This window comes from Solibacillus sp. FSL W8-0372 (genome assembly GCF_037969735.1).
Taxonomy (GTDB): Bacteria; Bacillota; Bacilli; order Bacillales_A; family Planococcaceae; genus Solibacillus; species Solibacillus faecavium.
Genome location: NZ_CP150204.1, coordinates 2,696,724 through 2,719,966 on the forward strand (window position 1 = coordinate 2,696,724; position 23,243 = coordinate 2,719,966).

At 37.8% G+C, this 23,243-nt stretch carries 20 protein-coding genes and 1 riboswitch; of the genes, 4 read left to right on the forward strand and 16 right to left on the reverse strand.

What is annotated here, in order from left to right:
* The first annotated feature begins 123 nt into the window (after positions 1-123).
* A complete protein-coding gene (locus MKY13_RS13805) occupies positions 124-540 on the forward strand; it encodes a YslB family protein (RefSeq protein ID WP_339213381.1) in 417 nt (138 codons plus the stop codon).
* 125 nt (positions 541-665) lie between these two features.
* Here MKY13_RS13805 and MKY13_RS13810 read toward each other — a convergent pair whose 3' ends face one another.
* The 8 genes from MKY13_RS13810 to MKY13_RS13845 form a co-directional block, all read right to left on the reverse strand.
* The gene (locus MKY13_RS13810) at positions 666-1,898 is read right to left on the reverse strand and encodes an aspartate kinase (protein WP_339216945.1); all 1,233 of its coding nucleotides are present in this window, start codon (positions 1,896-1,898) and stop codon (positions 666-668) included.
* A 92-nt stretch (positions 1,899-1,990) separates the two neighbouring features.
* Positions 1,991-2,169: riboswitch (Lysine riboswitch) on the reverse strand.
* A 34-nt stretch (positions 2,170-2,203) separates the two neighbouring features.
* Positions 2,204-3,994: an excinuclease ABC subunit UvrC gene (gene uvrC / locus MKY13_RS13815; protein ID WP_191700499.1), complete on the reverse strand. Its 1,791-nt coding sequence runs from the start codon at positions 3,992-3,994 to the stop codon at positions 2,204-2,206.
* 98 nt (positions 3,995-4,092) lie between these two features.
* Positions 4,093-4,407, reverse strand: a complete 315-nt coding sequence (gene trxA, locus MKY13_RS13820; RefSeq protein ID WP_191700500.1) for a thioredoxin — start codon at positions 4,405-4,407, stop codon at positions 4,093-4,095.
* Positions 4,408-4,578: 171 nt separating this feature from the next.
* Positions 4,579-5,556 (reverse strand): electron transfer flavoprotein subunit alpha/FixB family protein, encoded by a 978-nt coding sequence (locus MKY13_RS13825; protein WP_191700501.1) that lies wholly within the window; start codon positions 5,554-5,556, stop codon positions 4,579-4,581.
* A gap of 58 nt (positions 5,557-5,614) precedes the next feature.
* Positions 5,615-6,388 carry an electron transfer flavoprotein subunit beta/FixA family protein gene (locus MKY13_RS13830; RefSeq protein ID WP_191700502.1) on the reverse strand — a complete coding sequence of 258 codons (774 nt, stop codon included), beginning with the start codon at positions 6,386-6,388 and terminating at the stop codon, positions 5,615-5,617.
* A 60-nt stretch (positions 6,389-6,448) separates the two neighbouring features.
* Positions 6,449-7,222, reverse strand: coding sequence for an enoyl-CoA hydratase (locus tag MKY13_RS13835; RefSeq protein ID WP_191700503.1), 774 nt, complete (start codon positions 7,220-7,222; stop codon positions 6,449-6,451).
* A 15-nt stretch (positions 7,223-7,237) separates the two neighbouring features.
* Positions 7,238-7,819: a TetR/AcrR family transcriptional regulator gene (locus tag MKY13_RS13840; protein WP_191700504.1), complete on the reverse strand. Its 582-nt coding sequence runs from the start codon at positions 7,817-7,819 to the stop codon at positions 7,238-7,240.
* Positions 7,820-7,922: 103 nt separating this feature from the next.
* Positions 7,923-9,614 (reverse strand): long-chain-fatty-acid--CoA ligase, encoded by a 1,692-nt coding sequence (locus MKY13_RS13845; RefSeq protein ID WP_191700505.1) that lies wholly within the window; start codon positions 9,612-9,614, stop codon positions 7,923-7,925.
* 595 nt (positions 9,615-10,209) lie between these two features.
* Between MKY13_RS13845 and MKY13_RS13850 the strand changes: the two genes are divergently transcribed.
* Complete coding sequence (locus MKY13_RS13850; protein ID WP_191701905.1) at positions 10,210-11,559, forward strand: IS1182 family transposase; 1,350 nt, start codon at positions 10,210-10,212, stop codon at positions 11,557-11,559.
* A 245-nt stretch (positions 11,560-11,804) separates the two neighbouring features.
* Here the strand turns inward: MKY13_RS13850 and MKY13_RS13855 are convergent, their stop codons facing one another.
* The 5 genes from MKY13_RS13855 to zapA form a co-directional block, all read right to left on the reverse strand.
* A complete protein-coding gene (locus tag MKY13_RS13855; RefSeq protein WP_191700506.1) occupies positions 11,805-12,218 on the reverse strand; it encodes a DUF350 domain-containing protein in 414 nt (137 codons plus the stop codon).
* 68 nt (positions 12,219-12,286) lie between these two features.
* Positions 12,287-14,650: an endonuclease MutS2 gene (locus MKY13_RS13860; RefSeq protein WP_339213388.1), complete on the reverse strand. Its 2,364-nt coding sequence runs from the start codon at positions 14,648-14,650 to the stop codon at positions 12,287-12,289.
* A 14-nt stretch (positions 14,651-14,664) separates the two neighbouring features.
* Positions 14,665-16,380, reverse strand: coding sequence for a DNA polymerase/3'-5' exonuclease PolX (gene polX, locus MKY13_RS13865; RefSeq protein ID WP_339213390.1), 1,716 nt, complete (start codon positions 16,378-16,380; stop codon positions 14,665-14,667).
* Positions 16,381-16,564: 184 nt separating this feature from the next.
* Positions 16,565-17,104 (reverse strand): CvpA family protein, encoded by a 540-nt coding sequence (locus MKY13_RS13870; protein WP_191700509.1) that lies wholly within the window; start codon positions 17,102-17,104, stop codon positions 16,565-16,567.
* Between the two features lie 5 nt (positions 17,105-17,109).
* Entirely contained in the window at positions 17,110-17,370 is a 261-nt protein-coding gene (zapA, locus tag MKY13_RS13875) for a cell division protein ZapA (protein WP_191700510.1), read from the reverse strand.
* 264 nt (positions 17,371-17,634) lie between these two features.
* On the opposite strand from zapA, the gene rnhC reads away from it, so the two are divergent.
* The gene (rnhC, locus tag MKY13_RS13880; RefSeq protein ID WP_339213392.1) at positions 17,635-18,567 is read left to right on the forward strand and encodes a ribonuclease HIII; all 933 of its coding nucleotides are present in this window, start codon (positions 17,635-17,637) and stop codon (positions 18,565-18,567) included.
* A 38-nt stretch (positions 18,568-18,605) separates the two neighbouring features.
* Here the strand turns inward: rnhC and MKY13_RS13885 are convergent, their stop codons facing one another.
* Together MKY13_RS13885 and MKY13_RS13890 are read right to left on the reverse strand one after the other, a co-directional pair.
* Positions 18,606-18,977, reverse strand: coding sequence for a VOC family protein (locus tag MKY13_RS13885; RefSeq protein WP_191700512.1), 372 nt, complete (start codon positions 18,975-18,977; stop codon positions 18,606-18,608).
* Positions 18,978-19,073: 96 nt separating this feature from the next.
* The gene (locus MKY13_RS13890; RefSeq protein ID WP_191700513.1) at positions 19,074-20,597 is read right to left on the reverse strand and encodes a DHA2 family efflux MFS transporter permease subunit; all 1,524 of its coding nucleotides are present in this window, start codon (positions 20,595-20,597) and stop codon (positions 19,074-19,076) included.
* A gap of 229 nt (positions 20,598-20,826) precedes the next feature.
* Here MKY13_RS13890 and MKY13_RS13895 point away from each other — a divergent pair, with 229 nt between their 5' ends.
* Complete coding sequence (locus tag MKY13_RS13895; protein ID WP_339213395.1) at positions 20,827-21,720, forward strand: TetR/AcrR family transcriptional regulator; 894 nt, start codon at positions 20,827-20,829, stop codon at positions 21,718-21,720.
* Between the two features lie 63 nt (positions 21,721-21,783).
* Here the strand turns inward: MKY13_RS13895 and MKY13_RS13900 are convergent, their stop codons facing one another.
* Positions 21,784-23,229 (reverse strand): DEAD/DEAH box helicase, encoded by a 1,446-nt coding sequence (locus tag MKY13_RS13900; RefSeq protein WP_339213397.1) that lies wholly within the window; start codon positions 23,227-23,229, stop codon positions 21,784-21,786.
* Between the last annotated feature and the right edge of the window lie 14 nt (positions 23,230-23,243).

Sequence of the window (23,243 nt, forward strand, 5' to 3'; positions counted from 1 at the left end):
GATATTTTATAATCATTTTAAAGACGGATTTTTGCTATATTAAGTCCAGTTTTTTCTACTTATAACTATTTTCTTCCTGAAAGAATGAAAATTATAAGAAAATTTATGAAAGAGGTTTTTAATATGGAGGGGTACAAAATGAAAACGATTCCAAGTTTTGGATATGAAATCCTTCGCGATCATCTTCTACCATCGATTTTAGGTAAGCATGAGGAAGATGTTTTATATTGGGCAGGGAAAGAACTAGCACGTAAATTTCCGCTATTTTCCATGGATGAGCTTCCTTCATTTTTCGGGGAGGCCGGCTGGGGTCAGTTAATTTTGGAGAAAGAAATAAAGGATGAACTTCATTACATACTTATGACGACCGAGGAAATGTCGATTAATATTGAGCAACGCTGTTTTCGTTTAGAAGCAGGCTTTTTAGCTGAGCAAAAGCAAAAACAACTTGGCTATTTAACGGAATGCTATGAAGAAAAAATCGAAAAGAAGAATTGCGTCAAATTCATTTTAAAGTGGGATTTAAAAGAGAAGATTTGAGCGTAAATAAAAACTGCTGCTTTTTAAAAGCTAGCAGTTTTTTAGTTTCTTTAACATAGAAATATAGTTATATCATTCTTGATTACCACTAGTAAAGACTCTCCACTCTGTCTCGTATCTTTATTTTAAGAAGCGGGAACTTCTTTCATTGCTATATTAAATTCCTCATGCAAAGCATTGGCAGCGCGCACCATTTCTTCTTGTGGCACAACGACCGACACTTTTATTTCAGATGTGCTAACCATTTTAACCGGAATATGCTCACGTCCCAGACGCGCAAACATACGTGCTGCGACTCCAGGGTTTGAAGCCATTGCTGATCCAATAATCGATACTTTAGCCAATCCGATTTCAAAATCTGCAAAACTAAATCCAAGTGACAATTTACTCGACTCTAATACACGTAAAGCATCAGCAAATTCTTCTTTTGAAATTGTAAAAGAAATTGTAGGCTTAATCCCGTCAATAACTGCCTGCACAATAATATCAACATTAATATCATTTTCCGCTAAAACACTAAATACTTCGGCTAATGACGCTGTTTCATATGAATCATATCCGATCGTTAAACGAATAATATCAGATTCATATGCCACCCCGCGCACAAGTAAATTTTTTTCCATGTCTACATCCCCTTTTATTAATGTACCTTCTACGTCTTCGGTAGCTGAGCGTACAACGATTGGCATATTGTAATTTTTTGCAAGCTCAACTGCTCGAGGATGCAAAATTTTGGTACCTAAATTGGAAAACTCCAACATTTCATCATATGAAATTACAGATAATTTCGTAGCATCCTCCACTAGCTGCGGATCTGCCGTATAAATGCCTTCTACCGTTGAATAAATATCAACACGTTCCGCATTTAAGGCGATGGCTAATGCAACGGCGGAAGTTTCAGAACCGCCTTTCCCCAAAGTCGAAATGTTGTCTGTGTATGTTATTCCTTGGAATCCTGATACAACAACGATCTCTCCTAGTTCAAAATGTTTTTCAAAACGCTTATTAACTATAGAATCAATTCGGGCATTTCCATATTTTTCATTTGTTTGGATACCTGCCTGCCAACCGGCAAGTGACACTGCTTTTCCCCCATGCTCCTGAATTGCTAAAGCAAGAAGGACGCTTGTTATCTGCGCTCCCGTAGAGATTAATGCATCCATTTCACGCTTCGACGGTTCATGAGTAATTTCCGAGGCAAATTGCCGTAAATTTTGACGAATGGACGTCATCGAAGAAACGACAACGACTAAGTTTATGCCACGACCTTGCTCTTTTATCACCTTTTTTGCTACCTGTACTATTTTTTCTGTTGTTGCCAACATTGGTCCACCAAACTTTACTACAACTGTCTGCAATGTCTTCCACCCCTTATTTTTTTCCATCAAAAAAGCGACCTTCCATATGTTCATGGAAAGTCGCCGTCAATACAAATAAAAGTTTATATGTTTTTCAGGATAGCTCTCCAGAACATAAAGTTCTGACAATCTTACATTTCTTAAATGCAAAACCAGCAAAACACGTGAACAATACGTATTTCACTTCGGCAGAATTCCCTTTCAATTGCTGTCGCTGGAATTGTTCTTCCTCGAGCAATTTACTCTTAAATACTGCACCTCTATCGTTTATTAACTATTGAATTGTCTTTTATAGTAACACAACATTATTCTTTATTCAATGATGCTTCGTGAAAGTGACGATAAATTACTTCTGCCAATTTGGCAGGAACACCGGCTTCTTGCAATTGTAACTCTGTTGCTTCCCTAATTTTTTTTACCGATCCAAAATGCTTCATAAGTTGCTGTTTACGTTTCGGTCCTATACCCGGAATGCCATCAAGAACGGATGTAATTGCATTCGTCTGATGTTGCTGACGCAAAAATGTAATGGCAAATCGGTGTACCTCATCTTGTATACGTTGCAATAAGTAAAAACCATCACTTGTCCGTTTTAAAGGTACAACTTCTGGTGGAGCGCCAAATAACAGTTGGGATGTGTTATGCTTATCGTCTTTTGCAAGACCTGCTATTGGAATCATTAATCCTAGCTCATCTTCTATTACTTCTCTTGCAACCTCCATTTGTCCTTTTCCTCCATCGATTAGGATTAAGTCCGGTAATGGCAAGCTTTCTCGTAATACCCGCGTATAACGGCGCCGAATGACTTCTTGCATCGCCCCATAGTCATCATGTTTTGCGGCTTCTCGTGTTTTATATTTCCGGTATTCCTTTTTTGCAGGCTTCCCGTCTACAAACACAACCATTGCAGAAACAGGATCAGCACCATGCATATGACTATTATCAAATGCTTCGATACGAAGTGGTAATGGAATTTGCATAGCTTCGGCAAGTGCTTCACAAGCTCCTACTGTACGTTCTTCCTGACGCTCAATTAACTGGAATTTTCCATGTATTGCAATATTGGCATTTTTCATAGCTAAATCGACCAGCTCTTTTTTTGTACCGCGCTTTGGTGTCTGCACCTTTACGTTTAAAAGCTTTTGCAAAATCGTACCATCAATCGTCTTTGGTACAAAAATCTCTTTCGGCAGTAAATGATGTGGCTGCTCGTAAAATCGTCCGACAAATGTTAAAAATTCTTCTTCTGCCTCGTTATATATAGGGAAAATCGATACATCACGTTCAATTAATTTTCCTTGCCGTACAAAAAATACTTGTACACACATCCACCCTTTTTCGACTGCATAGCCAAATACATCCCGATTGCTTAAATCATCCGATACGATTTTTTGCTTTTGCATAACCTGCTCGATATGTGCAATTAAATCCCGGAATTCCTTCGCCCGTTCAAATTCCAGCTTTTCGGCTGCATCGAGCATTTTTTGCTGAAGATCTTTCTGTATTTCTTCGACACCACCGTTTAAAAACTTTGAAATTTCACCTATCATTTCATCATATACTTGTTTTTCAATTTCTTTTACACAAGGTGCTAAGCATTGCCCTAAATGATAATACAGGCATACTTGATTTGGCAGATGTGTACATTTACGAAGTGGATATAAACGATCGAGCAATTTCCGCGTTTCATTGGCCGCATACGCGTTTGGATAAGGCCCAAAATATTTTGCCTTATCCTTTTTTACTTTCCTTGTCGTTATTATTCGAGGGTAACGTTCATTCGTTATTTTTATATAAGGGTATGTTTTATCATCTGTTAGCTTTACATTATATTTCGGATCATGTAATTTGATCAAATTCAGTTCAAGTATAAGCGCTTCGAGATCACTTGAAGTTACAATATATTCAAAGTCCTCTATTTCACTGACTAATCTGGCTGTTTTACCATCATGACTTCCCGTAAAATACGAACGCACTCGGTTTTTTAACACTTTTGCCTTGCCGACATATATAATCGTCCCTTGACGGTCTTTCATAATATAGCAGCCGGATTCATTCGGTAATATTTCTAGCTTTGCTTTAATATTTGCATTCATATTCTCACCTATTGGATATGTCATTCACTTTATTTTAACTGATAGTCCCATAAGAAAAAAGCCGTACACCTTATTAGGCATACGGCTTTGCAAATTGATTATTTGTTGTCGTTAATAAAGTCGATTAAAGCTTCTTTTGGCATGAAGCCAGCAGTTTTTGCTTTTAATTCACCATCAACAAATAATAATAATGATGGGATTGACATGATTTGATAATCAGCAGCAGTGCCTTGGTTGTTATCTACGTCAACTTTTACGATTTTTACTTCGTTACCGATTTCTGCATCTAATTCTTCAAGAACTGGAGCAATCATTTTACATGGTCCGCACCATGCTGCCCAAAAGTCTACTAAAACTGTGCCGTTTGAAATTTCCTGTGGGAAAGTTTGATCTGTACCGTGTACAATTGCCATAATAAAATAGCCTCCTTAAATAACATCTGGTTGTAGTATAGCATGTTTTGCCATTTAAAAAGTAGTAAAATGCTTGGGAATATAAACAGATGACATTTTACAGTAGTTTTTCATATTGTTTGCACTTATTTTGACATAAAAAGCTCCCCTCAAAACGAGGGAAGCTAGTCATTATGCGTTTACTTTAAGTGCTTTAAACTCTTCGATTAACATTGGTACTACTTCAAATAAATCGCCTACAATACCATAGTCCGCTACTTTGAAGATGTTTGCTTCCGGATCTTTATTAATGGCAACGATTACTTTTGAATTCGACATACCAGCCATATGTTGGATAGCACCGGAAATACCAGCTGCAATATAAAGGTCCGGTGTTACAACTTTACCTGTTTGACCGATTTGTAATGAGTAATCACAATATTCAGCGTCACATGCACCACGAGAGGCACCTACTGCACCGCCTAGTAAATTAGCAAGCTCTTTTAATGGCTCGAACCCTTCTTCGGATTTTACCCCACGGCCACCAGCTACTACTACTTTTGCTTCTGAAAGGTCAACACCTTCTGTTGATTTACGGACAACTTCCTTAATGATTGTACGTAAATTTGTTATATCAACTGATACCGATGATACTTCACCAGAACGAGAACCATCTTTCTCTAAAGGCGCGATGTTGTTCGGACGGATTGTCGCAAAAATTACGCCGTCTTTAATTTTTACTTTCTCAAATGCTTTACCAGAATAAATCGGACGGATGAATACAGTATCATCGCCAGACCCTTCAATATCTGTTACATCCGAAATTAAACCGGATTGTAAGCGAGAGGCAATTTTTGGTGATAAGTCTTTACCTAAAGATGTATGACCGAAGACAATTGCTTCTGGGCTTTCTTGTTCAACAACCGCTAAAATAGCTTGGCTGTAACCGTCAGATGTATAATTTTTCAAGTGTGGATGCTCAACTGTAATTACGCGGCTTGCACCATAGGCAACTAACTCTTGAGCTAAATCCGTTACTGAATCCCCTACTAATAATCCTACTACTTCTCCACCGTCAGCGATTTGTGAACCTGCTGCGATTGCTTCAAATGTAACGTTACGTAAGCTCCCATCTCGAACCTCACCTAACACTAAAACTTTCTTTGTCATAAAATATCCCTCCATTACCATCTTCGTAAAAATTTTCGTTTCTCAAGTTGATATTCTATTAGATTACTTTTGCTTCACTATGAAGTAAGTTTACTAATTCTTTTACCTGCGCTGAAAGATCCCCTTCTAATACACGACCAGCTGCTTTTTGTGGCGGCAAGTAAATTTCAACTGTTTCTACTTTTACTTCAACATCGTCTTCATCGATATCTAAATCATCTAACTCCAACTCTTCAAGCGGCTTTTTCTTCGCTTTCATAATGCCTGGTAAAGATGGGTAACGTGGCTCATTTAACCCTTGTTGAGCTGTTACTAATAATGGTAAAGATGTTTCTAATACTTCAGAGTCACCTTCAATATCTCGTACAATTTTAACATTTGTCCCATCAATTTCTAAGTTTGTAACAGTTGTTACGTAATTAATTCCAAGTAAATCTGCAAGACGAGGACCTACTTGCCCTGAACCACCATCAATTGCAACGTTACCAGCTAAAATTAAATCTGCTACTTTATCTTTTAAATATTCCGATAGAATATAAGCTGAAGAATACTGGTCAAGCTCATCTAAATCATCTTCTGTATTAATTAATACCGCTTCGTCAGCACCCATTGCTAAAGCTGTACGTAATTGCTTTTCTGCATCTTCGCCACCGATTGTCACAACTGTTACTTTACCGCCTAATGCGTCACGCTTTTGAATTGCTTCTTCAATTGCATACTCATCATATGGGTTGATGATGAACTCAGCACCATCTTCTTGAATTTTACCGCCTGATACGACGATTTTTTCTTCTGTGTCAAAAGTACGTTTTACTAATACGAAAATATTCATAATCTAGACCTCCTAAAAGCTTTTAATTTAATCCCGTAAAAACGGGGCGGATACATTTGTTTACTTTCCTGTAAATACTGGTTCACGTTTTTCAATAAATGCATGGATACCTTCTTTTGCATCTTCTGAAACAAATACATCCCCAAAGCTGTTCGCTTCTGCATTTACACCATCATAGTAGGACGATGGTTTTGAATAATTAAGCATTTGAATAGCTGCCTTTAACGCAATTGGTGATTTCTTTGCAATTTTCTTCGCAATTTTTAAAGTTTCTGTCAGGAGCTCTTCATCAGAGAAAGCACGATTTGCTAATCCCCATTCTACAGCTTCCTTTCCAGAAATCGGATCGCTTGTGAACATCATTTCAGCTGCTTTCGCAACCCCTACATAGCGAGGTAAACGCTGTGTTCCTGCAAAACCAGGAATTAGGCCAAGTGATAATTCAGGAAGTCCAAGTTTTGCGGATTCAGTTACGAAACGCATATGGCATCCCATCGCAAGTTCTAAACCTCCACCTAATGCTGCACCGTGAATGGCAGCAATTACAGGTTTACTGAATGTTTCAACACGTTCAAAGACGTCCTGTCCTTTTTTTGCCAATCCCGTAAACTCTTCACCTGTCTGTACATTTGTAAATTCTTTAATATCAGCGCCGGCAGAGAAGAATCGTCCCTCACCATGGATGACAATGACGCGTACAGTTTCATCATTTTCAACAGCATCTAATAGTGCATTAACATCTTGGATTAAGCCTTGTGAAAGTGCATTGGCTGGTGGTCTTGAAATAGTAGCAATAGCTACCCCTTCTTCTACTTTCCAACTTAGAAACTCCATTTCTCTACATCCCCTTTATGCTTTTAATGCATTTAACAATAATCGCTGTATTTTTGGAGCTTGTTCCAATAAGTTGTAACGATTGTCATTCATTACCCATGTCGTTGTAATTTCATCGATTGTCCCAAATACCATTTGTCTTGCAATACGAACATCCATTGCTTGATTAAATTCACCGTTAAGCATACCTTCAATTAAAATTTGATCTAGTAAAATCAAGTATTCTTTTAGAATAGCATTAATTTTCAGTCTAATTTCTTTATTCGATTGCCGTAACTCAAGTTGAGTTACAGTTGCCAGATGTCGATTGCTTGATAAAACGTGTAAATGATTCTCAATCATCTTACATAACTTATCAGAAGCAGTATCTCCACTTTTTATTATAGCCTGTAAATTGTCTACGAATATACCCATTTTTTCCTGAAATACAGAAATTAAAATATCTTCTTTATTCTTAAAGTATAAATAGATTGTACCATCAGCTACTCCAGCCTGTTTTGCAATTTTTGAAACTTGGGCTTGATGATAGCCGTTTTCTGCGATTGCTATGACTGCAGCATCTACTATTTGCATGTATTTGGGTTTGTTTCGTTTCAAGCTGATCACCACCAAAAAAATATGAAAACATGAATGACCATTCATTCATGTTTTCATATTATAATTTGTTCTACATTCTGTCAACAGTTTGCTCTACAATTAATTATTTTGCTTCTTGCTGTGTCATTTTCTGTTTTTCTTCATCAATAAGTGTACGGCGTAAAATTTTGCCTACAGCTGTTTTAGGCAGTTCAGCACGGAATTCGTAAAAACGAGGTACTTTATAGGCTGCTAAATTTTTACGGCAAAATTCATTTAGCTCTTTGTCTGTAACTGACTTACCTTCTTTTAAGACAATATAGGCTTTAACTGTTTCCCCGCGATACGGGTCAGGAATACCTGCTACAACACATTCCTGAATAGCTTCATGCTCATAAAGGACTTCTTCTACTTCACGCGGATAAATATTGAAACCACCAGCAATAATCATATCTTTTTTACGATCTACAACATAGAAATAACCTTTATCATCCATATAGCCTAAATCACCTGTTAAGAACCAACCATCAGAAAATGTCATCGCAGTTTCTTCTGGGCGATTCCAATAGCCTTTCATTACTTGAGGTCCTTTAACGGCAATCTCACCAATTTCTCCTACCGGTAAAATTTCTGCTTCACCAGAACGTAAAATGACAGAATCAGTATTTGGCCACGGTAAACCGATAGAACCATTTATACGATTTTCCCAAATTGGATTGGCATGCGTAACCGGAGATGTTTCAGTTAAACCATATCCTTCTACTAAGCGTCCACCAGTCAACGCTTCAAATTTCTCTTGCACTTCTAATGGCAGTGGTGCCGAACCACTTAAACAAGCTTTTATGGACGACAAATCATACTTTGCTAAATCGGGATGATTCAATAAACCAATATACATCGTTGGTGCACCCGGGAATAGCGTTGGCTTTTGCTTATCAATTGTTTTTAAAGCCTGTTCAGCATCAAACTTCGGCAATAATACCATTTTGCCTTGCTGCATTACTGATAAAATGAGTACTGTCGTCATACCATAGACATGGAAGAAAGGCAGGATACCTAGAATCGATTCTTCACCTTTTTTACATTTGTACATCCATGCATCACACATCATCGTATTGGCAATCAGGTTTTTATGTGTAAGCATAACGCCTTTTGGATAGCCTGTTGTACCCCCTGTATATTGCAATAATGCCAAGTCATTTTCAAAATCAAAATTTAGCTCGATCTTATCCATCTTAGCCATTTTCATAACTTCCGTGAATAAGTGATTTGTGCCACTATGTTCAACTTTTACGCTAAAGCCATATTGCTTCTTTTGAATAAACGGATAGATTAAATTTTTTGGGAACGGTAAGTAATCTTTTATTCCTGAAACAATAACATTTTCAATACTTGTTTCATTCATTATCTTCATGACACGTGGATACAGAATATCCATTACTAAAATAACTTTCGCTCCAGAATCCGCCATTTGATACTGCAACTCTCGTTCTGTATAAAGAGGATTTGTCTGAACAACGATTCCACCTGCATACATCGTACCATAATAAGCAATTACAGCCTGCGGACAATTCGGTAACATGATTGCTACACGATCACCTTTCTCCACCCCTAGAGAACGTAAATAATTCGCAAACTTCATCGCTGATTCATATAACTCTTTATACGTAACCTCGCGCCCCATAAAGTGAATAGCAACTTTGTTAGGTAAAGACTCATATGCCTGCGTTAAAAATTGATGCACTGGAAATTCAGGCAGTTCCAGTGTATGCGGAACTTCTTCCGGATAGCTCGAAAACCAAACTTTTTCTGTCATAAAACTTCTCCCCTTTGCTAAAGCTTTACTTGTTTTTATTATTATAAGTAAAAAAGGAAATTCTTTCAAACTATTTTCATAGATTTCTACATTTTATTCTCGTTTATACGTTTATTTTCTCATTATTTATTTTTGATTTTATAGTATTATCGTAGCAGATTAACCATCGATCCCTCATTTAGTATAGAAATATACTTTTTCAGTAAAATTTTTAATATTCAAAATTTTATTTCAATGATTGTATTAATTATAGTATTTATTAATCATTTTTATGAATAACATAATATTCCAGTGAAAAATCCAACAAAAAAAGCAAACAAACTAACAGTTATGTTAGTTCCAGACTGTAGACAAACTCGAAGAAATTCGAGTTTGCCTACAGTCTTTTTTGTTTTAAAATAAATTTAAATGATGAAAACCGTTGATTTCCATTCCAGGGGACGCGTTTCGCGGGCGGGTGCCAATCCTCCTCGTCGCTACGCTCCTGCGGTGTATCGGCAGTCCCGCTATTCCCGCAGAAGTCGCCCCTTCCATTCCAATCAACTTGATCTATTCTTTCTAATATAGTTTATCTAAATCAAAGAGGTGTCCCGATATGATGACTAAAAACCAAATGAATGAACGTAATCAATTAGAAATGTTGACGATTGAACAACTTGTCCCAGAAAATCATCTCGTACGTAAATTAGAGGCAGCCATTGACTTTTCGTTTGTATATCCATTAGTTGAAAACTTATATTCACCTTTCGGTAGACCAAGTATTGATCCTGTTGTCTTATTTAAAATGACAATGATTCAATACGTTTTTGGTATTCGTTCGATGCGTCAAACGATTAAGGAAATTGAAACGAATGTAGCGTATCGCTGGTTTTTAGGCTTCGGTTTTCATACAGAAGTGCCTCACTTCTCAACGTTTGGCAAAAATTATACACGGCGTTTTGAGGATACAGATGTATTTGAACAGATTTTCTATCGCATCTTGAAAGAAATTGTGGATGCGGGTTTATTATCAGCTGACCATATCTTTATTGATTCTACGCATGTTAAGGCAAGTGCGAATAAACGAAAATTTGATAAGAAGATGGTTCGAAAAGAGACACGTGCTTATGAAGAAAAGCTACAAGAAGAGTTAAACATAGACCGTGAAAAGAACGGGAAAAAGCCGTTTCCACCGGAGAAGTTTGAAAAGGAAGAATGGAAAGAAATCAAAGAGAGCACAACGGACCCTGAAAGTGGTTACTATGTGAAGGACGAACGGACAAAACAATTTGCCTATTCATTTCATGCAGCGACAGATGAACGTGGCTTTGTATTAGGTACGATTGTGACACCGGGCAATATCCATGATAGTCATATGCTGCAACCGCTTGTTGAAAAGGTCATTCATCGTGTGAAAAAGCCTGTGGCTGTTGCTGCGGATGCGGCTTATAAAACACCTGCGATTACGAACTTTTTATTAGAAAATCAAATGTTGCCTGTTCTTCCTTATACAAGACCGAAAACGAAAGATGGCTTCTTCCGTAAACATGAGTATGTCTATGATGAGCACTATAATTGCTATATTTGCCCGAATGACCAGATGTTGCGCTATACAACGACGACGAAAGAAGGCTATCGCCAATACAAATCGAATCCAGCGGTTTGTGCAGATTGCCCATTTCTAGCACAATGTACGGAAAGTAAAAATCATACGAAAATGATTCAGCGACATATTTGGGCAGATTATCTAGAAGAAGCCGAACATCTTCGTCATCATCATGAAATTAAATCCATTTATGCAAAACGAAAAGAGACGGTTGAGCGTGTCTTTGCGGATGCGAAAGAGAAGCATGGTATGCGATGGACAACGCTAAGAGGCCTTAAAAAATTGTCCATGCAGGCGATGCTTACTTTTGCTGCCATGAACTTGAAGAAACTTGCCACATGGACTTGGCAAGGAGCTTAGATGAGGGCATCTTCCCTCGAAGAGGAGCCCTTTTACAGAACTTCGGAGCCTAATTTGATAAAAGAAATGACAAAAGGCATCGAGAGACGAGCTCTCGATGCCTTTTGTCGACAACCTGAAACTAACAGTTATGTTAGTTCATTTGCTCCTAAGCCTAAAGGGTCATCATGTAGTAAATACCGACTACGAGAAATATTATGCAGACGGCTATTAGTATTTTCGATAAAGTTTCCATATTTAAACTCCTAAGATATACTTGCTCCTATTACAAAGGATAAACCAAGTGAAATCGTAAATGAAATAAAACCTACCGAGCGATTATCTGCCGCTATTTCTTCGTCAACATTAAACTTCGGTGTTAGAAATTCAAATAAAAAATAGGCAAAAATCAGCAGTATAAAACCGAACAAACCCCAGCCCAGCATTTCAATAAAGGATGTATGCTGGTTAATGGAATATCTGAAAATATTGCACACACCTAAAATTTTCCCACCGGTAGCTAAAGCGACTGCAACATTCCCTTTTTTTATTTCATCCCAATTTTTATACTTTGTTACAACTTCAAATAAGATCATCGATACGAATAAGCAAAGGACTACGACACTAAAATAACCTGCCGTTTCTACGAGAGGATGGTGCCAAAAATTTGAACCTAGCAATCCATTTTACCCCCTTTAAATTTTCTTCCTATTACTAATATTAGCGGATAATTAAAAAGGAGCAACTATTATTTTAGTTCCACGACAGTTACACCAAAGCCACCTTCACCTGCTTCACCGTAACGGAACGATTTAACACGCTTATGATTTTTCAGGAAACTTTGAATTCCTTGTCGTAATGCCCCAGTTCCTTTACCATGGATAATCGAGACGCGTGGATAGTTGGCTAATAAAGCATCATCCAGATACTTTTCTGTGCGAATGAGCGCTTCCTCATATCGCTCTCCACGTAAATCAAGTTCCAACTTTACGACGCTATTGCGATTTTTCACATTCATCATCGGACGGGTAACCTGCTCTTTCTCAGGTTTCATGTATTCTAAATCAGATTCAGGTAATTTCATCTTTAAAATACCAATTTGAACTACCCACTCATTGCCAGCCTTTTGAAGAATTGTCCCTTTTTGTCCGTAACTTAATACTTTTACTTCGTCGCCTACTTGAAGATTTTGTTTACGTTCTCGGGCTGCAACTGCCTTTTGCAGTACTTTGTTTTCGACTGGTGTTGCATTGTCCAATCGTTTTTTCGCCTCAATTAACTCATGCTCTTTTACAGTTAATGCTGCATTTTCTTTCATTTTTCTTAAATCTTCAATTACCGATTCGGCTTCTCTTTTCGCTTCATCAATAATTTTACGTGCCTTTTCTTTCGCCTTTTTCTCTAAGTTATCTTTTTTCTCATCATAAATTCGAAGGCGTTCTTCCAGTTCTGCACGAATCTGTTGAGCTTCTTCGAGTAAAATATGTGCTTCGTCCGCTTCACGCTCGGAGCGCAAACGGCTTTCTTCAAGCGACGCAATCATTGACTCAACTTCATGACGGTCTGTACCTGTGAATGATTTCGCATGGTCAATGATATTTGTTTTCAAGCCTAAACGTTTGGAAATTTCAAATGCGTTTGAACGACCTGGTACACCGATTAACAATCGGTAAGTTGGGCTAAGTGTTTCTACGTCGAATTCTACACTTGCATTGACAACTAATGGTCGGTTATATCCGTATGCCTTTAACTCAGGGTAGTGCGAAGTTGCCATAACACGTGCACCACGATTTACTGTTTCATCTAAAATGGCAATGGCCAGCGCTGCACCTTCTTGAGGGTCTGTACCTGCTCCAAGCTCATCAAATAAAATTAAAGACTTCTCATTAAACTTACTTAAAATATCTACTATATTAACCATATGAGAAGAGAATGTTGACAAGGACTGCTCAATCGATTGCTCATCACCTATATCTGCAAAGATTTGCTCAAATACAGCTAGCTCCGAACCGTCAAGAGCCGGGACTGGCAAGCCGCACTGTGCCATGATCGTACAAAGCCCCACTGTTTTCAAAGTAACCGTTTTACCACCTGTATTTGGTCCAGTTATTACAATTGCTGTCACATCACGCCCAAATTCAATTGTATTGGCAACTGCTTCTTCAATTGGTAAAAGAGGATGTCGGGAACGTATGAGGCGTGTATAGCCTTCATTATTCATCTTTGGCATTGTACATTTATTCGCTTGTCCATATTTCCCTTTTGCTAAAATCACATCGATTTCTCCAAGTAATTGTACAAGAACAAATATTTCATGTCCGACTTCCTGTACCTTTAATGTAAGCTCAGATAAAATGCGTTCGATTTCTGCCTTTTCTTTCACTTTTAGACGTTGCACTTCGTTGTTCGCTTGAATCACTGCATCAGGCTCAATAAACAATGTTTGACCCGAAGCAGACTGGTCGTGGACAATACCGCCATAATGTGAACGATACTCCTGTTTGACTGGGATTACGAATCGGTCATTACGAATCGTAATAATCGCGTCTGACAGCATTTTCGTTGCATTCGACCCACGTGTCATACTTTCCAGCTTTTGACGTACTTTGGACTCTTCTGATCGCAATGACTGTCTAATCGAACGTAGTGTAGCACTTGCAGAATCAAGGACTGTCCCGTTATCATCAATACAATCATTAATTTCATGCTGTAATGCCGTCAATACAGGCATTTGTTCTTTCCGTTCGATAAAATGAGGAATGTCAATCGCATTCTCAGATTCAATATCTTCAATGAAATTACGTAAAATTCGGCTTGCACGAATTGTACTTGCGATTTCCATCAACTCCATCGGACTTAGCATACCGCCAATTTGAGAACGACGTGCATGAGGGCGTACATCAAAAATTCCACCCATCGGTACATTGCCTTTTACACGTAAAATGGCTAAGCCTTCATCCATTTCCTCTAATAGTTCCACAACTGTATCATAGTCCGTTTCTGGTACGAGCTCATCAATCGCTTGTTTCCCTATAGAGTTTGTACAAAATACCGCTACTTGCTCACGCACTTTATGAAATTCTAGTGTTTTCAATGCTCGTTGTTCGATCATGAGAACACCTCCTATTACTTTTCTTTATTTTTTTTAATAAATGCTTCGAATTTTTCTTTAGACCATGTATTAACGATTAATTCTCTCTTTAACCATGCTTTTTGTGCATATTTAACACCAATATCCATGTAGCGCAATTGGTCAATTGCATGTGCATCTGTATTGATTGCGATTGGAACATTCTTTTCCATCGCTAACTGTAAAAACTCGATACTTAAATCTAAACGATAAGGACTTGCATTTAATTCTAATATTTTTCCATTTTCTGCTGCCCACTCAATTAAAAGGGGAACATCCGGATCGTAGCCTCCGCGCTGCCCTACGATTCGCCCAGTCGGATGTGCAATCATATGGACATATGGATTTTCAATGGCTGTTTTTAAACGTGCCATAATTTTATCCTGGGATTGTGTAAAACTCGAGTGAATGGAAGCAATCACAAAATCTAAATCTTTTAATACATCGTCACCAAAATCAAGAGTCCCATCTGGTAAAATATCCATTTCTGTTCCACGGTATAGTCGGAAGTCAGGGTTCGCTTCGTTAAAAGCATAAATATCTAGCTTCTGTAATTCTAATCTTTCTGGAGTTAAACCATTTGCTACTTTTAAATATTGTGAATGATCGGTAATGACAGCATATGAATAGCCCTTTTCAATTAAAGCATGCCCCATCTCACTGACAGAATGCGCACCATCAGACCAAGTTGTATGCATATGCAGATCCGCGACAATATTATCTAATGCAACTAAGTCCTGAAGTTCATCCAAGCGATCAAGTTCCTTCCCGCTTTCCCGTACTGTTGGTGGGATAAATGGTAAATTAAAATGGGCAAAAAACGCTTCTTCTGTTTCAAAAGTTTCGATTGTACCATCCTCTTGTTCCACACCGTACTCACTAATTTTTTTCCCCATTGATTTAGCCAATTGACGCATACGCACATTATGATCTTTCGAACCTGTAAAGTGATGAAGTGCTGTTGCATACTCTTCTCGTTTTACTAGCCGGAAATCTACACTTACCGGGTCTTCCCGGTCTAAAATCACAGATACTTTTGTATCACCAGCAGCAACTGTCTCTAATATTGCCAGGTGTTTTAGAATAGCCTCACGAACAACTTCATATTCGTTAGTAGCCACGATAAAATCTATATCTTTACTTGTTTCCGCAACTCGTCGGAAACTTCCTGCAACTGAAAATAGCTCGACTTCAGGCAGGCTTGCTAAAAGCTCATTAATTTCCAATACTACAGGCTCAAGTTGCCAAATTGGTAATCGTTCTGCCCGGGTCCCAAAATTCTCAAGTTCCTTTAGAATCTTTTCTTCAGTTTTTGCCGCAAACCCAGCCAACTCACGTACTTTTCCTGTTTCACACGCTATCTTTAATGTATCAGCATCGACAATGTGAAGCTCCTGATAAAGTTTCGCAAGTTTTTTTCCTCCTAAACCCGGTAATTTCATAAGCGGTACTAGTCCTTTAGGTACGGCTTCTTCAAGCTCCTTTAAGACACTGGATTCTCCCGTTTCCATCAGTTCTGTAATAACTGACGCAGTACCTTTACCTATCCCTTTGATTGCAGTAATATCATCAATTTCACTTAGACTACGCTCGTCCGCCTCAAGGGCAGCTGCCGCTTTGCGGAATGCAGATACTTTAAATGGATTTTCTGCTTGTAGTTCCATATATAACGCAATTTTTTCTAAAGTACGAATAATAATTTTTTTGTTCATTAATAATTGCCTCCCCCTTTAAAAAAGCTCCTCCCGAAAATCGAGAGAAGCTTTCGCATGATTTTCAATCCATTACATCCCGGTGCATTTGGCGCCTAGACGTAGGTAAGTCAGCTGTTATTGTATATAGCAGCTGATTTTCTTCAAGAACTTCATACTGAATGTAGGACACTAGCTAAAAAAGTTAGTTTTTATAAATATACCACCAGTTTTGAAACATGCTCGTAATAATTGGCGTATGCTCCAACATCATTCCAGCTAGAATAGATCCGTCAATAATAGATTGGATGGATTCAATCGGCAGTAATGCAACGACATATAATCCAATAAATAAAATAAGGTACATTTCAACAAATCCAAGTACTGCGCCCAATAAATAGTTTAAAGAACTCAGCACAGGTAAATACGTTAAAAAATCAAACATTGAGCCAACAATTTGTAACGCTATTTTTACAGCAAAGAAAATGATGGCAAATGCAAATACGCGATAAAATGTACGATCGACATCAAGTGAGTCGAGTACTAATGTCATCGTTGCACCTTCTGTAAACCCTGGATACGGTATCCACAGTACAAATTTTTCTGCAAGCGGCTTATAATAAATTATGGCCACAACTAGGGCAATTATAAAACTACCGATATTTATTAATTGGACAACGAGCCCTCGTTTCGCTCCAATTATAAGGCTAATGATAAAGACAGCTAAAATAAATATATCTAACATGTATGTCAACCCTTCAATTGTTTCAATTGTTCTTCTAATTTTTCAAATTGTTTTTTTAATAGTAAATAATCATGAACTGAATTAACTGCTGTAAGTACAGCAAGTTTCGCTGTATCCAATGATGGATTATGTGCACCGATTTCCCGCATTTTGTCATCTACTATTGAAGCAACAAGACGCATATGACCCGATGATTCTGTTCCTACCATTTTATATGTATTGCCATATATTTCTACGGAAATGCGATTCTTCTCTTGCTCAGCCAAAATAATCCCTCCAGAAAGAATATGTAAACAGTACGAAAATACTTTTTCAATTCTTACTTAATGAAATGGTTAAAAGCAAACCCGATTGCTGTTATTTTATAAAACGATGCTATTTTCATATTGTACATCATATCATTTCCCATTTCACTATCGCAACACCATGACGTTAATGTTCATCGAAACATTAAATGAATTTGTTATTTCCCCTTTCTTTCGTCAAAAGTTATACTACTTAAAAATGAATGTTTTTTGAAAGGATTACTTATGACAAATATCGTTCTACTATGTAGTGCTGAACAACAGCAAACAATTAAACATTTCTATAAAGACGCAATCATCGAACGAAAGGCTCCTGGAGTTTTATTTGCAGTAAAACTTGCCGATACCGCAATTACCGCCTATAAATCCGGCAAAGTCATGTTTCAAGGCGCTGGTGCGGAACGGGAAGCTGCACGCTGGGGGCAAGTAAGTTCCCAAACTACGAAAAAAGTTTCCATTAAAGGGGATACGCTACCGGATAATTTTGCAGCATTATCGGTAATTGGTTCAGACGAAACGGGAACAGGAGATTATTTTGGACCTGTTACGGTGGCAGCAGTGTATGTTCCAGCCGACAAAATCGCACTCGTAAAGGAATTGGGTGTCAAAGATTCCAAACAATTAACAGACGACTATATGCGCAAAATTGCACCGGATTTAATGAAAGTATGTGCCCATAGCATATTGACACTTCGCAATGACAAATATAACGAAATCCAGGCACGCGGGTATTCCCAAGGTAAAATAAAGGCAATGCTTCACAATCAGGCTATCAAGCATGTCCTAACTAAAATAGCTCCCGAGACGCCTGAATATATTTTAATAGATCAATTCGCAGAACGCGGGATTTATTACAATCATATTAAAAATGAGAAAGAAATTGTGCGGGAAAAAGTTCTGTTCTCGACAAAAGCAGAAAACCTGCATGTAGCTGTTGCAACAGCATCGATATTGGCAAGGTATGCTTTTTTAAAGGAAATGGATCGTCTCTCAAAGGTTACAGGTTTTCCCCTTCAAAAAGGAGCCAGTGGTAAAGTGGACGAAATGGCAGCAAAAATTTGGCTGAAATTTGGAGAAGAGACACTTCGTTCTATGACAAAGTGGCATTTTGCCAATACAGAAAAAGCACGTAAACTTCTCCAAAAAAGAAAGCAGTAACGAAAAAGAGCTGTGACCAATAGGCACAGCTCTTTTCGTTATTTCTCCATAACAGCAAAGTAATTTTCTTCATCATCGGCAAAGTTAAATACTTTACCAAAAGGCATTTCCATAAACTCTCCAACTGTAATTCCTTTAGTTTGATAGTCTCTATATAACTCATCTAAATTTTCAGCATAAAACATTAAAGAAGGTGTCGTTAAATTTAACTCGGGAGACATTTCCGCAATCTTCTTTTTATCATGTAAAACAATACTTGTTTGTGCATTTTCATTTGGCACTATTGTAATAATACGCATTCCATTATTAATATCTGAAACTACGGTAAAGCCTAATTTTTCAGTCCAAAATTTTTTTGATCGCTCCTGATCCTCTACATACAACATTACTTGCCCTATTTGTCCAATCATTTTTTTACTCCTCTTTTATAAAATATAATTTTACCAATTATATCAAATAAAAAACGGCAGGAGCAAAAAACTCCCGCCGATTGATCCGATTATTTATTATTTCTTTTGTGGCACTGGACCTGTATAGTCCTCACGTTTCGTCACGTCAACACGCTTAATAAATAATGCTAACACTAAAGCAACTACTGTTACAGCTGCTGCTACGAAGAAACTGAATGTAATGCCGTCAAGCATTGCTTGTTGCATTACCTGTGCCTGAACTTGCGCGATTTGCTCTGCTGTCGGTTGGACAGCAGATGAAGCATTTGCTTTAAGATCAGCCGCAATTTCTGCTGCACGTGTTTTTGTATGAGAGTTGAAGACAGTTACTAGGACAGCTGTACCAATCGCTCCAGCAACTTGCTGAGCTGTATTGTTCATTGCTGTACCATGTGGATTCAAACGGTTAGGTAATGCATTTAAACCGTTTGTCATAATCGGCATCATTACCATTGAAATACCAAACATACGAATTGTATATACCGAAATGATATATAAATATGATGAATCGACATCCAAATAACCTAAACCTACTGTCGCCAATGTTGTAATAGTTAATCCTATAACGGCTAGAATACGCGGTCCGAATCGATCGAATAACTTCCCGGTAATTGGTGACATAATCCCCATCATAATTGCACCAGGCAACATCATTAATCCTGCTTCAAATGGTTCGATTCCACGAACATTTTGTACATAAGCCGGTGTTAAAATCATCCCTGAGAACATAGCTACAGATAGTACCATTGATACGACAGAAGCCAATGCATACGAAGGGTATGTGTAAATTCGTAAATCTAGTAATGGTTGTTCTAAGTTGAATTGACGTACGATAAACCATGCTAAACCAATTGCCCCTGCAGCAATCGTACCCCATACTTCTATTGCTGACCAGCCAGCTGAACTTGCTGTACTGAAGCCGTATAACAATCCGCCAAAACCGATTGTAGACAATACAATAGAAAGTATATCGATTTTAGCATCACGATTTGGAAGGACATCTTCCAGTTTCCAAACTGCCAGTAAGAGTGATAAAACGGCAATTGGAAGAATCATTTTGAACAGAACGCTCCAGTCGTAATGTTCCACAATCCACCCTGATAGTGTTGGTCCGATTGCTGGTGCCAGTACCATAACTAAACCGAACATCCCCATTGCCTGCCCGCGCTTTTCAACCGGAAAACTAATCAGCATTACGTTCATTAAAATTGGTGCCATCGTTGCTGCACCAGCAGCTTGAATCATACGACCCGCTAATAAAAGTGCGAAGCTAGGCGCAAATGAGGCCAATGCTGTACCAATAACGAAAATCGCCATCGATAAAATGAACAAAGGTCTTGTTCTGAACTTTGTAATTAAATATGCCGAAGCAGGAACCAATACCCCACTTACAAGCATATAGCCTGTTGCTAACCATTGAACAGTTGAATAATCTTGAATATCAAACGCTACCATAATAGATGGTAAGGCTACGTTTAATAATGTGTTATTTAAAAATGCTACAAACGCCCCGACAAATAATACAGCAATCATTAAATATGGAGGTTTTTTAAATGTCTTTATATCTTGTGTTTTATCCATAAATTTTATTTCCCTTCTTTATACGTTCAAACTTCCTATTTCTATACTCGAACTATTTTATACTCGGAGTCCAATAAATACAACAATTTTATACTCTAAGTCTAAAAACATTGCTAATACGCGTTTCAGTCAGTAGAATAGGAGTATAAATCAGCGTATATAGAAATGTTTTTTTCTATTTATTTTTTATATGCACACTGAATCGGATATATTTATTTGGAGGAAACTCATGAATCAACGAAAAAGACAGGTGCTAGACAGTGCATTACAGCTTTTTATTGAAAAAGGCTTCCATGAAACATCAATACAAGACATTTTGGACAAAGCACTTATTTCCAAAGGAACTTTCTATAATTATTTTTCTTCAAAAGTAGAATGTTTTACAGCAATTATGGAGCAAACCCGTTATGAAGCGAGCTTGTTACGCCATGAAATGCTATTAAACCAAGATAATACAGATGAAAATTTATTGTTGGAACAAATACTCGTACTTATGCAAATAAATAAGAAACAAAATCTAGCATCCGTGTTTGAAAATATTTTTCAGTCGAACGATAAGGAGCTCAGGGAATTATTAGAGCGCTATCGCTTACTGGAAATTGAATGGGTATCTAATCGGTTCACCGATATTTTTGGCGAAAAAGTACGCCCTTATACTCTTGAGCTCGCTATTTTGTTTTTCGCGATGGTGCATCATTTAACGTATTGTCATCGCTTATTTTATAAGGATATGATTGATCCGAAGAAGATTTTAAGGATTGCACTTCGCAATATTAAAGCAATTTACCCTTCCATGTTGGAAAATGGCGAAATATTAATTACTCAAGATGCTCTTCAACTAGTTGAGGAGAAAAAAATTTACCAATCGGTAACAAAGAGCGATTTAATTGAAAAAGTCCAAGGGTTTCTTGACCAGTTAAAATTGGATGCCGCAAATGGGGTAGGAGCTCAATTTACGGAAAGTATTCTAGATGAGCTACAGCGCAATGAATTACGTATTGCCGTCATTGAAGCATTGCTAAAACCATTTCGTGAAGCTTTTGCAAATACGCCTCATGCTGGGGAAAATGTCGAGCTCGCAAATTTATTATGGTTTTATATCAAAAACGCGGAAAATAATTAAACTTCCTCATAACAAATAAAAGTCGTATTGAACGTTATATAATGTTCAATACGACTTTTTAAACTATTTACCGCTAGTCGAAATATGCACTTTTAATTGCTTACCTTTTATTGGCGTTGTTTTCATCGCTTTTAATACGAGGTTGCCCTTCCCATTTAGAATTTCCACGAATGAGGACGTATCTAAAATTGTAATAATGCCGATATCTGCAGCAGTCATGCCAGGAATTTTTGCAATCGTCCCGACAAAATCAATGGCACGTAGCTTCTTCTTCTTACCGCCATTAAAGTAGAGCTTTGTAATGTTTGCATCAACCTTAGCATTCTTTTGTTTTTTCTTCTGTGGTCGACTTTGCATTTTTTTATCAAATGCTTCTGCCTTTGCTTCTACTTCTTCATGTGTCGGCAAATTCACTTTTGGAATTGTAAACCCAATCAATTCTTCAATTCCTGCTAAAAACTCATGTTCAAACGGTGTAATAAACGTGACAGCCTTCCCTTGCTTGCCAGCACGCCCTGTTCGACCTGTACGATGGACATAGGCTTCTTTTTCCATTGGTAAATCATAGTTAATCACTAGTGAAATGTTCTCAATATCAATACCACGCGCTGCAACATCTGTCGCCACTAAATAACGGAAATCCCCACGCTTGAAATCATTCATGACAAGTAAACGCGTAGACTGATCCATCCCGCCATGCAGTTTATCGACACTGTACTTACGGTCGTATAAATAATCATGGAGAGCATCAACACGGTCTTTCGTACGGCAGAAAATAATACATGTATCCGGATTTTCTACAACCGCAATTTTTTCTACAGCTGCTGTTTTCTCCTCATCGTGTACTTCTATCACAGCATGCTCAATTTTTGGAGCAGCCTCCTCTGAGTGTACTTCGATATCAATCGGAGCCTTTAAATAATTGGATGCAAGTTTTTTTATCGTATCTGGCACAGTTGCAGAAAACAGCATCATAACTTCACGATGTTCAACATGTGCTAAAATTGCTTCTACCTGATCAATAAAGCCCATGTTAAGCATTTCATCTGCTTCATCAAGAACTACATAGCGAATTTTATCCAGTTTTAACGTGCCCTTTTCAATATGATCCAATACGCGTCCTGGCGTTCCTACTGCAACATGTGTTTTTTGTTTTAGTTCATCTTGCTGATAACGGAATGGTTGCTTCCCGTACAATGCTGTCGCTTTAATACGTTTGTAGCGTCCAATATTTGTGAATTCTTCTTTTACTTGGACAGCTAGTTCACGTGTCGGTGTTAGTACGAGCGCTTGTGGCTTGTTTTCAATCCATTCTATATTTTCGCAAATTGGAATCGCGAATGCAGCAGTTTTTCCACTTCCTGTTTGTGCTTTTACGATTAAATCTTCGTCTTTTAAAGCATGGGGCAAAACCTTTTGCTGTACTTCAGTCGGTGTACTGTAATCCAAATCTTTAAGTGCACGCTGTAATTCTTGTGATAATGAATAGTCGTTAAAATTAGTTGTCATATTTATTCCTCATT